The 12914-nt window shown below is 57.1% G+C and carries 10 protein-coding genes and 4 tRNA genes; 2 read left to right on the plus strand and 12 right to left on the minus strand.

The features are described 5' to 3' along the window. Nucleotides 1-172: 172 nt before the first annotated feature. The 10 genes from J5M72_RS03145 to J5M72_RS03190 form a co-directional block, all read right to left on the minus strand. Nucleotides 173-2044 (minus strand): SurA N-terminal domain-containing protein, encoded by a 1872-nt coding sequence (locus J5M72_RS03145; RefSeq protein ID WP_207863994.1) that lies wholly within the window; start codon nucleotides 2042-2044, stop codon nucleotides 173-175. A gap of 232 nt (nucleotides 2045-2276) precedes the next feature. Further along, nucleotides 2277-2549, minus strand: coding sequence for an HU family DNA-binding protein (locus tag J5M72_RS03150; RefSeq protein ID WP_002552737.1), 273 nt, complete (start codon nucleotides 2547-2549; stop codon nucleotides 2277-2279). 148 nt (nucleotides 2550-2697) lie between these two features. Continuing rightward, entirely contained in the window at nucleotides 2698-5094 is a 2397-nt protein-coding gene (lon, locus tag J5M72_RS03155; protein WP_169431017.1) for an endopeptidase La, read from the minus strand. 163 nt (nucleotides 5095-5257) lie between these two features. Then, nucleotides 5258-6541 (minus strand): ATP-dependent Clp protease ATP-binding subunit ClpX, encoded by a 1284-nt coding sequence (gene clpX, locus J5M72_RS03160; RefSeq protein ID WP_016775335.1) that lies wholly within the window; start codon nucleotides 6539-6541, stop codon nucleotides 5258-5260. Between the two features lie 112 nt (nucleotides 6542-6653). Next, a complete protein-coding gene (gene clpP, locus J5M72_RS03165) occupies nucleotides 6654-7289 on the minus strand; it encodes an ATP-dependent Clp endopeptidase proteolytic subunit ClpP (protein WP_053161532.1) in 636 nt (211 codons plus the stop codon). A 92-nt stretch (nucleotides 7290-7381) separates the two neighbouring features. Continuing rightward, nucleotides 7382-8692, minus strand: coding sequence for a trigger factor (gene tig, locus J5M72_RS03170; protein ID WP_207863995.1), 1311 nt, complete (start codon nucleotides 8690-8692; stop codon nucleotides 7382-7384). Between the two features lie 402 nt (nucleotides 8693-9094). Further along, nucleotides 9095-9170: transfer RNA gene (locus J5M72_RS03175), tRNA-His, on the minus strand. A gap of 76 nt (nucleotides 9171-9246) precedes the next feature. After that, nucleotides 9247-9331 (minus strand) — tRNA-Leu (locus J5M72_RS03180). Between the two features lie 58 nt (nucleotides 9332-9389). Next, nucleotides 9390-9465, minus strand: a tRNA-His gene (locus tag J5M72_RS03185). A 32-nt stretch (nucleotides 9466-9497) separates the two neighbouring features. Then, nucleotides 9498-9574: transfer RNA gene (locus J5M72_RS03190), tRNA-Arg, on the minus strand. Between the two features lie 274 nt (nucleotides 9575-9848). On the opposite strand from J5M72_RS03190, the gene folD reads away from it, so the two are divergent. Both folD and pbpG read left to right on the plus strand, forming a co-directional pair. After that, nucleotides 9849-10703 carry a bifunctional methylenetetrahydrofolate dehydrogenase/methenyltetrahydrofolate cyclohydrolase FolD gene (gene folD / locus J5M72_RS03195; RefSeq protein ID WP_085712473.1) on the plus strand — a complete coding sequence of 285 codons (855 nt, stop codon included), beginning with the start codon at nucleotides 9849-9851 and terminating at the stop codon, nucleotides 10701-10703. A gap of 228 nt (nucleotides 10704-10931) precedes the next feature. After that, nucleotides 10932-11870, plus strand: coding sequence for a D-alanyl-D-alanine endopeptidase (gene pbpG, locus J5M72_RS03200; RefSeq protein WP_119428003.1), 939 nt, complete (start codon nucleotides 10932-10934; stop codon nucleotides 11868-11870). Between the two features lie 54 nt (nucleotides 11871-11924). Here pbpG and J5M72_RS03205 read toward each other — a convergent pair whose 3' ends face one another. Together J5M72_RS03205 and J5M72_RS03210 are read right to left on the minus strand one after the other, a co-directional pair. Next, a complete protein-coding gene (locus J5M72_RS03205) occupies nucleotides 11925-12131 on the minus strand; it encodes a hypothetical protein (protein WP_207863996.1) in 207 nt (68 codons plus the stop codon). A 96-nt stretch (nucleotides 12132-12227) separates the two neighbouring features. Then, nucleotides 12228-12899 carry a peptidase C39 family protein gene (locus J5M72_RS03210; protein WP_169431020.1) on the minus strand — a complete coding sequence of 224 codons (672 nt, stop codon included), beginning with the start codon at nucleotides 12897-12899 and terminating at the stop codon, nucleotides 12228-12230. Nucleotides 12900-12914 lie beyond the last annotated feature (15 nt).

The following is a 12914-nucleotide window of genomic DNA, read 5'->3' on the forward strand; positions in this document are numbered from 1 at the left end:
CCGCGGCTTACCGATTAGTGTCTTAAAACAGTTACAACTCTACCGGTCATGGGTGCAGGGAAAAAGGCAATCTGGTCAATGGTCGATGAAAATCCTGTCACCCAGTGATTGATAGGCAAAAAAAAGCCCCGAATGTTCATCCGGGGCTCATTTTTTGTCGCTCAGTCAGACATCAGAAACGCTTGATGTCAGCTTCGCTTTCCAGTTGCTTGCGGTACGCAGCGAAGTCCTGCTGGCCTTCGCGAGAAGCGAGGAAGCGACGGTATTGCGCTTTCTCTTCATCGGTCGGCGCAGCGGCTTCGTTCACAGCGTTCAGACGCACGATGGTCAGGCTGCCATCAGGCAGTGTCACGCTGCTGAAAGTCGGCTTGTCCTTGGAGGCCGGCTTCGGCATGCGGAACAGCGCTTGCAGCACCGCAGGATCCACACCTTCCTGAGCGCGAGTGGCGGCCTGGGTGACTTTCCAGTTCTGACCGTCAATTGCCTTGTCCAGCGGGGTCTTGCCCTCACGCAGGCTGGTGATCAGCTCATCAGCCTTGGTCTTGGCAGCCGCACTGGCGTGCTCTTTGGCCAACTGGGTGCGAATGGCAGTCGCCACAGCTTCCAGCGGCAGTTGTGCAGGCTTGAGGTGTTCCTTGGCGCGCAGCACGATCACGGTTTCCGGATCCAGTTCGATGGCGGTGCTGTTGGCACCATCATCCAGCACTTCGTTGCTGAACGCCGCCGTGACCACGGCGCGGTTGGCTGCTACACCTTCGCCACCTTCACGGCCGAACGGCTTGGAGGTGTGTACGGTCAGTTTCAGATCCTGCGCCGGCTGAGCCAGGTCAGACGCCTCGAACGAGGAGTCTTCCAGCTGCTTGGTCGCCTCGACGAAACGCTGCTCGACCTGCTGGGCTTTCAGTTCGCGAGTCAGCTTGTCTTTCAGGCTGGCCAGGGTCGGCACCTCAGGTGCTTCGATACCCAGCAGCTTGATCAGGTGGAAACCGAAGTCGGTGCGAACCGGCTCGGATACTTGATCCTTGGAGAGCGAATACAGGGCTTTCTCGAAGGCCGGATCGTACACGCCAGGGCCGGCATAACCCAGGTCGCCGCCATTGTTGGCCGAGCCCGGATCCTGCGAGAACTCCTTGGCCAGCGCTTCGAATTTCTCGCCCTTGGCCAGACGTGCCTGAACTTCCTCGATCTTCGCCTTGGCCTGGGCCTCGGTGGTCTTGTCGTTCACTTCGATCAGAATGTGCGCCGCACGACGCTGTTCCGACAGGTTGGCAATTTCTTTCTGATATGCCGCCTGCAGGTCTTCGTCCTTGACGGCAACTTGATCGAAGAACGAGGACTTCTTCAGCTCGAGGTAATCGATGACCACTTGATCCGGGGTCATGAATTCCTTCGCGTGCTCGTCGTAGTAAGCCTTGACCTCATCGTCGGTCAGCTTGACGGCGGCCGGGTCAGCCTTGATGTTCAGCGAAGCGAAATCGCGGGTCTGCTTTTCCAGGCGGGCGAAAGCCAGGACCTGGGCGTCGGTGACGAAGCCGCTGCCTGCCACACCGGCGCGCAGCTGACCAATCAGCATTTCCTGAGCCAGCATCTGGCGAAATTGCATCCGGCTGTAGCCCAGTTGACGGATCACCTGGTCAAAGCGGTCGGAACTGAACTTGCCATCGACCTGAAACTCAGGCGTTTGCAGGATCACTTGATCCAGCGCCGCTTCGGAGAAAGCGAACTTCGATTTTTCTGCGCCTTGCAGCAGCAGCTTGCGATCGATCAGACCCTTGAGGGCCGATTCGCGCAGCATTTTTTCGTCGAGCAAGGAAGCATCGAAGTCCTTGCCCAGCTGTTGCATCAGCTGACGGCGTTGCATGTCAACGGCCTGGCTCAGCTCGTTCTGGCTGATTTCTTCACCATTGACCTTGGCCGCCTCGTTGGTGTGAGTCGTGGCCTTGAAAATGGCATCGAAACCGGTCAGGGCCATCAGTGCAACGATGACCCCGATAATGGTCTTGGCAATCCAGCCTTGTGAATTGTCCCTGATATTCTGCAGCATGCGTCCCCCAGAAACGGTTGAACTTCAAAATTAGGCAACCGTGGAGCGTGGGTAGAATCCGGATAGAAGAAAGGCGCATCCGAGGATGCGCCTTCTCGTAACTGGCGGAGCGGACAGGGCTCGAACCCTCGATCCCGGCGTAGCAGACAATTATTCCAAACTGCCTGCTCTACCGCTCCGCTGCCAAGTCAGGCTTGACCCCGACCCGGATGGGTAAAAACCTGAATCAAACTTAGTTGACAGCTTCTTTCAGGGCTTTACCGGCTTTGAAACCTGGCTTCTTGGCAGCCGCGATTTCCAGAGTCTTGCCGGTCTGTGGGTTACGACCGATACGAGCTGGACGATCGGTTACCGAGAACGTACCGAAACCTACCAGAACTACGGAGTCGCCAGCCTTCAGAGCGCCAGTGACGGATTCGATTACAGCGTCCAGCGCACGGCCAGCAGCAGCTTTCGGGATATCAGCGGATGCAGCGATAGCATCAATCAGTTCCGACTTGTTCACTCTAAGTCCCCTTATATCTATTTGAGTATGATTCTAAGTTTTTTGGTGAAAGCAAAAACGAGTGCTGAATGGCCTACAGACACTTAAGAGCCGCTTTATAACAAGGGCTCTAAAAAGCTGTCAAGGAAGCCCCCCAGGCAAATGCGTACTAATGCGTGCTAATTCTTTCCTTAGAGTCAGACTCACGTTTTTCGTCCTTGGCAACTATCTCCGGAGCCACATCCGGCAAGGGCTCCGGCGCGTATTGCAGCGCAATTTGCAGGACCTCGTCAATCCATTTAACCGGTTTAATCTGCAGATCCTGCTTGATATTGTCAGGAATCTCCTTCAGATCACGCACGTTCTCTTCCGGAATAATCACGACCTTGATTCCGCCACGGTGTGCAGCCAGGAGCTTTTCCTTCAGGCCGCCAATGGCGAGGACTTGACCACGCAGGGTGATCTCGCCGGTCATGGCGACGTCGGCGCGCACAGGAATACCCGTCAACGCCGACACCAATGCGGTACACATGCCTACACCGGCGCTAGGGCCATCTTTCGGCGTAGCACCTTCCGGCATGTGGATGTGCGTGTCGCGCTTCTCATGGAAGTCCAGGGGAATGCCCAGGCTCTTGGCACGGCTGCGCACCACGGTCAGGGCGGCAGTGATCGATTCGACCATTACGTCACCCAGCGAACCGGTCTTGATCAGTTGCCCTTTGCCCGGCACGACGGCCGCTTCGATGGTGAGCAATTCACCACCAACCTGAGTCCAGGCCAGGCCGGTCACCTGACCGATCTGATCCTGCTGCTCGGCCAGACCGTAGCGGAACTTGCGCACGCCGAGGAAGTGCTCCAGCAGATCAGCTGTCACTTTCACCGAGAAGCGTTTTTCCAGCGCATGCTCTTTGACCGCCTTGCGGCAGACCTTGGCAATCTGCCGCTCGAGGCCACGCACACCGGCTTCGCGGGTGTAGTAACGGATGATGTCACGGATCGCTTCTTCGTCGAATTCCAGCTCGCCCTTCTTCAGGCCGTTGGCGGCAATCTGCTTTGGCGACAGGTACTTGACGGCGATGTTGATCTTTTCGTCTTCGGTATAACCCGGCAGACGGATCACTTCCATTCGGTCGAGCAGCGCCGGCGGAATGTTCATCGAGTTCGAGGTACACAGGAACATCACATCCGACAGGTCGTAATCGACTTCCAGATAGTGATCGTTGAAGTTGTGGTTCTGCTCCGGATCGAGCACTTCCAGCAACGCCGACGCCGGATCGCCACGCATGTCGCTGCCCATCTTGTCGATTTCATCGAGCAGGAACAGCGGGTTGCGGACGCCCACCTTTGTCATCTTTTGAATCAATCTTCCTGGCATCGAACCGATGTAAGTCCGACGGTGACCACGGATTTCCGCTTCGTCACGCACCCCACCGAGGGCCATGCGCACGAATTTACGGTTGGTGGCGTGGGCAATCGACTCCGCCAGCGAGGTTTTACCCACACCCGGAGGGCCAACCAGGCACAACACCGGACCACGAATCTTTTTCACACGTTTCTGCACGGCGAGGTACTCAAGGATGCGTTCCTTGACCTCTTCCAGACCGTAGTGATCGGCATCGAGAATGTCTTCGGCACGGGCCAGGTCCAGACGCACCTTGCTCTGGGCCTTCCACGGCACCTGCACCAGCCAGTCGATGTAAGAACGCACGACGGTGGCTTCGGCCGACATCGGTGACATCTGCTTGAGCTTGTTCAGCTCGGCGGTGGCCTTGGCCAGGGCATCTTTCGGCAGACCGGCAGCGTCGATACGCTTTTTCAGGTCTTCGATTTCGTTGTGGCCTTCGTCGCTGTCACCGAGCTCTTTCTGAATGGCCTTCATCTGCTCATTCAGGTAGTACTCGCGCTGACTGCGCTCCATTTGTTTCTTGACGCGGCCGCGGATGCGTTTTTCGACCTGCAGCAGGTCGATTTCGGCATCCAGCAGTGCCAGAACGTGCTCGACCCGGGCAGCCAGATCGATGATTTCGAGGATTTCCTGCTTCTGCTCGATTTTCAGCGCCATGTGCGCAGCCATGGTGTCTACCAGACGGCCTGGCTCATCGATGCTGTTGAGTGACGACAGGACTTCAGCCGGGACCTTCTTGCCCAACTGGACATATTGCTCGAACTGCGACAGCAGTGTGCGCACGAACACTTCGGACTCGCGCTCGGCGGCATCGACTTCGTCGATCAACGCCACTTCGGCACGACAGTGGCCGTCGACTTCGCTGAAGCGCTCGACCGCGCCACGCTGCTCGCCTTCGACCAGAACCTTGACGGTGCCATCGGGCAGCTTGAGAAGCTGCAGAACCGTGGCAATGGTGCCTACGCGATAGAGGGCATCTTCTCCGGGATCATCGTCAGCCGGGTTTCTCTGGGCCAGCAGCAGGATCTGCTTGTCACCCGTCATCGCGGCCTCGAGGGCTTCGATGGACTTCTCGCGCCCCACGAACAGCGGGATAACCATGTGCGGATACACAACGACATCACGCAATGGCAGGAGAGGCAATTCGATGGTGGTCTTCATGATTTCGCCTCTACGGCGGCCATACGGCCGTAATCAGATGGAATTAAGCTTGAAACCAAGATGGGGGCTGCCTTGAAAAAAAACAAGCGCAAAGCGGATGTAAAAAACGACATAAAAAAAAAGAGGCCCGAAGGCCCCTTCTTTGTTCCGGCAGGGTGGACACTTACGCGTCCGGCGCTGCCTTGGCCGTCGGCTCACTGTTTTCGTAGATATACAATGGCTTGGACTTGCCTTCAATTACGCTTTCATCGATCACGACTTTGCTCACCTCGGACTGCGAGGGGATTTCATACATCGTGTCGAGCAGAACGCCTTCGAGAATCGAACGCAGGCCACGGGCACCGGTTTTACGTTCCAGGGCACGTTTTGCGACCGATTTCAGCGCGTCTGAACGGAATTCCAGATCCACGCCTTCCATCTCGAACAGCTTGGCGTACTGTTTGGTCAGGGCATTTTTCGGCTCGGTGAGAATCTGCATCAATGCAGCCTCATCCAGCTCGTCCAGCGTCGCAAGGACCGGCAGACGACCGACGAATTCCGGGATCAGACCGAACTTGACCAGATCGTCAGGCTCGACTTCACGCAGGGACTCACCGACTTTCTTGCCTTCTTCCTTGCTGCGCACTTCTGCGTTGAAACCGATGCCACCTTTGGTGGAACGGTTTTGAATAACTTTCTCCAGACCGGAGAACGCACCACCGCAGATGAACAGGATGTTACGGGTGTCGACCTGCAGGAATTCCTGCTGCGGATGCTTGCGGCCACCTTGCGGCGGAACGGAAGCGACCGTGCCTTCGATCAACTTCAGCAAGGCCTGCTGCACGCCTTCACCGGAAACGTCCCGGGTGATCGACGGGTTGTCGGACTTGCGCGAAATCTTGTCGATTTCATCGATGTAGACAATGCCCATCTGGGCTTTCTCTACGTCGTAATCGCACTTCTGCAACAGCTTCTGAATGATGTTCTCGACGTCTTCACCTACATAACCCGCCTCGGTGAGGGTGGTTGCGTCGGCGATGGTGAACGGAACGTTCAGGAGGCGGGCCAGTGTTTCGGCCAGCAGGGTTTTACCGGAGCCTGTCGGGCCGATCAGCAGGATGTTGCTCTTGCCGAGTTCGACGTCGTCAGCCTTTTTGTCACGCTGGTTCAAGCGCTTGTAGTGGTTGTACACCGCTACCGCGAGAACCTTCTTGGCACGTTCCTGACCAATGACGTACTGGTCAAGGATGCCGCTGATTTCTTTAGGCGAAGGCAATTTATGCGCGCTGCTTTCGGCCTGTGCTTCCTGCACCTCCTCACGGATGATGTCATTGCACAGGTCGACGCACTCGTCGCAGATAAAGACCGAGGGGCCGGCAATCAATTTGCGCACTTCATGCTGGCTTTTGCCACAGAAGGAGCAATAGAGCAGCTTGCCGTTGTCCTCGCCGTTGCGGGTGTCAGTCATTCGTTCGATCCAAATCCGATAGGCTTGCAACACAAGATGAAGGCTATTGCGGGCTTTTTCAAGCCCGCCACTGATCGGACCAGCCGATCAGGCCTGTTTTGAGCTGCTTATTTTAAGCTGGACGCTGGTTGATCACTTCATCGATCAAGCCATATTCCTTCGCAGCTTCAGCACTCATGAAGTTGTCGCGGTTGGTGTCGCGCTCGATTTCTTCAAGCGTGCGACCGCTATGCTTGGCCATCAGCGTGTTCAGACGCTCGCGAATGAAGAGGATTTCCTTGGCATGGATTTCGATGTCCGACGCCTGGCCCTGGAAACCGCCCAGTGGCTGGTGAATCATCACACGCGAGTTCGGCAGGCAGTAACGCTTGCCTGGAGCCCCTGCGGTCAGCAGGAACGCGCCCATGCTGCACGCCTGACCGATACAGGTAGTCGATACGTTTGGCTTGATGAACTGCATGGTGTCGTAGATCGACATACCCGCTGTCACCGAGCCGCCCGGGGAGTTGATATAAAGATGGATGTCCTTGTCCGGGTTTTCCGCTTCAAGGAACAGCAATTGCGCACAGATCAGGTTGGCCATGTAGTCCTCTACCGGACCCACCAGAAAGATCACTCGCTCCTTGAGCAGGCGCGAGTAAATGTCGTAGGCGCGCTCGCCACGAGCAGACTGCTCGACAACCATCGGGACCAGGCCGCCTGCGGCCTGGATATCAGAGTTCTGCTGAATATAGGAATTACGGAACATGCTCTGCAGTCACTCCCAAATAGTCATGTCTTGAATACGCATAAGCCAGCTCGAAGGCTGGCTTATGGTGTGTGCTTCTAACGCAGAAACAATCAGTCGGCTTTTGGAGCTTCTACCGGCTTGACCGCTTCTTCGTAAGAGACCGATTTGTCGGTCACGCTAGCTTTCTGCAGAACAGTATCCACAACTTGTTCTTCCAGCACAACCGAACGGACTTCGTTCAGTTGCTGCTCGTTCTTGTAGTACCAGGACACAACCTGCTCAGGCTCTTGGTAAGCCGAAGCCATTTCCTGGATCATTTCGCGAACGCGGGCTTCGTCTGGCTTCAGGTCGAATTGCTTGACCACTTCAGCCACGATCAGACCCAGGACAACGCGACGCTTGGCTTGTTCTTCGAACAGCTCGGCCGGCAGCTGGTCAGGCTTGATGTTGCCACCAAACTGCTGAACAGCCTGCACGCGCAGACGGTCGACTTCGTTGGACAGCAGAGCCTTAGGCACTTCGATCGGGTTGGTGGCCAGCAGACCGTCCATTACCTGATTCTTGACCTTGGATTTGATCGCCTGACGCAGTTCACGCTCCATGTTCTTGCGAACTTCGGTGCGGAAGCCGTCGATGCCGCTTTCCTTGATGCCGAATTGAGCGAAGAACTCTTCGTTCAGCTCAGGCAGTTTTGGCTCGGAAACGGTGTTGACGGTCACGGTGAACTCGGCGGCTTTGCCAGCCAGGTCCAGGTTCTGATAGTCCTCTGGGAAGGTCAGGTTCAGAACGCGCTCTTCGCCGGCCTTGGCGCCAACCAGGCCTTCTTCGAAGCCAGGGATCATGCGACCGGAACCCAGCACCAGCTGAGTACCCTTGGCGGAACCGCCAGCGAATACTTCGCCGTCAACCTTGCCAACGAAATCGATGTTCAGTTGGTCTTCGTTCTGGGCAGCGCGATCGGCCACTTCAAAACGGGTGTTCTGCTTGCGCAGGATGTCCAGCATCTTGTCCAGATCGGCGTCAGCCACGTCAGCGCTCAGACGCTCAACGGTGATGCCTTCGAAGCCGGCAACGGTGAACTCAGGGAACACTTCGAATACGGCTACGTATTCCAGGTCCTTGCCAGCTTCGAGCGACTTAGGCTCGATCGATGGCGAACCGGCCGGGTTCAGCTTCTGCTCAACCACAGCTTCGTAGAAGGAGGACTGGATCACGTCGCCGATCGCTTCCTGACGCGCATCAGCACCGAAACGGCGCTTGATTTCGCTCATTGGCACTTTGCCTGGACGGAAGCCAGCAATCTTGGCCTTCTGGGCAGTCTGCTGCAGACGCTTGTTGACCTGAGTATCGATGCGCTCAGCCGGCACGGTGATGCTCATGCGGCGCTCAAGAGCAGTAGTATTTTCAACAGAAACTTGCATGGATATTCCTCGTTGCACAGACGTTAGCCGGCCGTTTCCGACCCAAGAATCAAGGGCAAGCATTCTAGTAGGTCAAACTCAAGAAGTCACCCTACTGAAAACGGGTAAAAAAACAGCAGGCAAATTGAAGACGGGGACAAACGGTTGCGCCTCGCCCTGTTAGCAAATACAGCCAATCAAGCCAGGGCCCTGCACCAACCTCTTCTATATATAGAGGCGATTGAATCATCTCCCTGACAGCCAGCCCTGCATACAAGGCTGGCGGGCAGCGCGGCATCATCGAGCAACATTGATACGACGAAGCGCCCTGCCCTGCGACCCGAAACCGGCAGTCGCCGAAAACCCGAAACCGTAAAACAAAAAAAGGCGCCAGACTGTTAAGTCTGGCGCCTTTTCGAAATATGGGGTGGACGATGGGGATCGAACCCACGACAACGGGAGTCACAATCCCGTGCTCTACCAACTGAGCTACGCCCACCATATTGCGTGCCAAAGAAGCCAAACAACTTCTTTGTAGAACTTCACCCGGCCAACGGCATGAATGAAGCTTTGATTGGTGCGGATGAAGAGACTCGAACTCTTACGCCTCGCGGCGCTGGAACCTAAATCCAGTGTGTCTACCAATTCCACCACATCCGCGGATGAAGCTTTTTAAAGCAAAGGCGCCAGACTGTTACATCTGGCGCCTTTCGAAATATGGGGTGGACGATGGGGATCGAACCCACGACAACGGGAGTCACAATCCCGTGCTCTACCAACTGAGCTACGCCCACCATATCGCGTTACTTGTGCCAATGCTGCCTAATGGCGCACCCGGCAGGACTCGAACCTGCGACCATCCGCTTAGAAGGCGGATGCTCTATCCAGCTGAGCTACGGGCGCCTTGTTAGCTGTACCCTTGGAGGACTACAAACTAAGTGCTTTCCAGTCTCGCAAAACGTTGATTTCGCTCGACCTTCTTAACCAGTGCTAGGCTGTGCCCGACAAGTGCGACGAATAGTATAGAGAGCCCTGAAGGTCGTCAAATCCTTTTTGAAAAAAATTCATTTAATTAAAGGGCTTAGGGGAATTTGCTGACCAAGCGCCTTTGCCCTCACCGTCTGACATGCGAGAATGCGTTCTCTTTTTTTCCCCTCTCGATGGTTAATCACGCGCAATGACTGCACAACTAATCGACGGCAAATCAATCGCCGCCAGCCTGCGCCAGCAGATCGCTCAACGGGTAGCCGAACGTCGCGAGCAAGGCTTGCGCACTCCTGGCCTCGCGGTGATCCTGGTCGGCAGCGATCCTGCCTCTCAGGTTTATGTCTCGCACAAGCGTAAAGACTGTGAAGAGGTCGGCTTCCTCTCCCAAGCCTATGACCTGCCTTCCGAAACCACTCAGGAAGCATTGACCGATCTGATCGATCGACTGAACGACGACCCGGCAATCGACGGCGTTCTGCTTCAACTTCCTCTGCCTGAGCACCTGGACGCGTCCAAGCTGTTGGAGCGCATCCGCCCCGACAAGGACGTCGACGGTTTCCATCCTTATAACGTCGGTCGCCTGGCCCAGCGCATTCCGCTGCTGCGCCCCTGCACCCCGAAAGGCATCATGACCCTGCTGGAAAGCACCGGTGTCGATCTTTACGGTATGGACGCAGTGGTCGTCGGCGCTTCCAACATCGTCGGTCGCCCGATGGCCATGGAACTGCTGTTGGCCGGCTGCACCGTGACCGTGACCCACCGCTTCACCAAGGACCTGGCCGGCCACGTCGGCCGCGCCGATCTGGTGGTGGTGGCCGCCGGCAAGCCGGGCCTGGTCAAGGGCGAGTGGATCAAGGAAGGCGCGATCGTGATCGACGTCGGCATCAACCGTCAGGACGACGGCAAACTGGTCGGTGACGTCGTGTACGAAACCGCCCTGCCTCGCGCTGGCTGGATAACTCCGGTCCCGGGCGGCGTCGGCCCGATGACCCGTGCCTGCCTGCTGGAAAACACCCTCTACGCAGCAGAAACCCTGCACGCCTGAGTCGCGTTTTCCGCACTCCGAGAACCCCGCCCAGTGCGGGGTTTTTCATATCCTCGAATAAACCTTTACCGTTCGCCGGAAACCCCTATTTTTACAGGGCTTTTCACGACTTTTTCATGCCCTTCAAACAACCATCGACAGATCTTCAGCCATACTCCTAGAATGCGTCGTTTTACGACACAGTCCGTTACAAAAAACGGCATATCCAACCTTCATGAGTTCGCCCGCGTGAATATTCGTCTGTCCATCCTGAGCCTGGTTTTTGCATTTTCAGGCACGCTCCTCACGCCAACGGTCAACGCCGCCGAAACCACCGCTGCTCCCCGAGACGCTTCACAGTTGAAGATTGCCTCCGGCAGCGCTCTGCTGATGGATCTGCAGACCAACAAAGTCATCTACTCCAGCAATCCGGACGTGATCGTGCCGATCGCTTCCGTCAGCAAGTTGATGACCGGCCTGGTCGTGGTTGAAGCCCACCAGAACATGGACGAATGGATTGACGTCGACATCAGCCACACCCCGGAAATGAAAGGCGTGTTTTCCCGGGTCAAACTGCGCAGCGAACTGCCGCGCCGCGAGATGCTGCTGATCGCCCTGATGTCCTCGGAAAACCGCGCCGCCGCGAGCCTCGCCCATCACTATCCCGGCGGTTATGCAGCCTTCATCGCAGCGATGAACGCCAAGGCCAAGGCGCTGGGCATGACCAGCACCCACTTTGTGGAACCGACCGGTCTGTCGGAGCGCAACGTTTCCACCGCCCGCGACCTGAGCAAATTGCTGATGGCTGCGCAAAAGCATCCGATCCTGACCGAACTCACCACCACCAAGGAAAAGACCGTCTCGTTCCGCAAACCCAATTACACCCTGGGTTTCCGCAACACCGACCACCTGGTGAACAAGGCCGACTGGGACATCAAGATCACCAAGACCGGCTTCACCAATCCCGCCGGCCACTGCCTGGTACTCGTGACGCGAATGAGCAATCGCCCGGTTGCGTTGGTGATTCTCGATGCATTCGGCAAATACACCCACTTCGCCGATGCCAGCCGCATCCGCAGCTGGATGGAAACCGGCCGGAGCACCAACGTTCCGGCGGTGGCCCAGCAGTACAAGGCCGAGAAGAACCTCAAGGGTCGCCAGAGCGGCGTGGTCGAAGCCTCCAAGTAACCCGCGACACAAGAAAAAGCCCCGAACATTCGGGGCTTTTTTACGTCTGCCGGTTCAGTCGTTGGGCAGCGGCATCTGATCATCATCGGGAATGCCGTCACCAGCACAGGGGTCGGGGCGATGCTTCGGGGTCACTACCGCAGGACGCGCCAGCGGATCACGCAGGGGACTGTCCGGATCGAGCACCGGATCCACGTCAGGCTCCGGCGTGGTCGGCACACTGTCCGGTTTATGGTCGTCAAAGCTCGAATCCGTACTCATACGCACCTCTCATTCGGGTAATCACCCGAATAATCGGGCGTTACCTTTAAGAGCGCAGCCCCGTTCCCGGGTGCCCGGCAGGGGACGAACGGACTCTCACTGCGCTCCCAATGCCTTGCGCGCTTGCGCGGCTTCACGCTCCTGGCCGGCCTGCGCCAGTTCGTCGGCGGCTTTCAACCAGCGCTGCCGATCGACGGACGCCGGGATCTGGGTCGGTTTCTGAATCAATACCGCCCAGCCCCCCGACTTCTCGAGCGCTGATTCAAAAGCACTGAAACTCATCAGTTCACGACGGTTCATCCCCGCGCGCAGCAGAACCTTCTGCTTCTTGCGGTCATAGCCGGAAAGGATCGCGTAACGCGGCTCTGCCCAGAACGCCGATCCTTCACTGAAACGCACCATCACCGGATACCCCGCCGCCACCTGGGTCAGCAGCGCCGGCAAGCGGGCATCTACCGGGTATACGACCATGCCGTATTCGCGGGCAAGGTTCTGCATGTTCTGCTGAAGCTTGTCCTCGGCACCCGGCAGGTGCAGAGGTTTTTCCAACAGCCCGGGGGTGATCACGATGCCTTGCTGCGACAGCAGACTGGCCAGCACCTGTGGCCCGCTCTGATTGGCTTCGCCCCTATAGAAGGTGCCGCTGAGCTCGACCCGTTCCGGCAGACGCTGGACTTCCGGCGCCACACTGCCTGCACACCCCACCAACGCTGTCACGCAACCGGCCACCAGCAGGGCCGCGCGAATCCGGGAAAATAGCTGCACCATCGTCACTCTCTTGAT

Origin of the sequence: Pseudomonas sp. 58(2021), from assembly GCF_017491585.1 — a bacterium.
Taxonomy (GTDB): domain Bacteria; phylum Pseudomonadota; class Gammaproteobacteria; order Pseudomonadales; family Pseudomonadaceae; genus Aquipseudomonas; species Aquipseudomonas fluorescens_BT.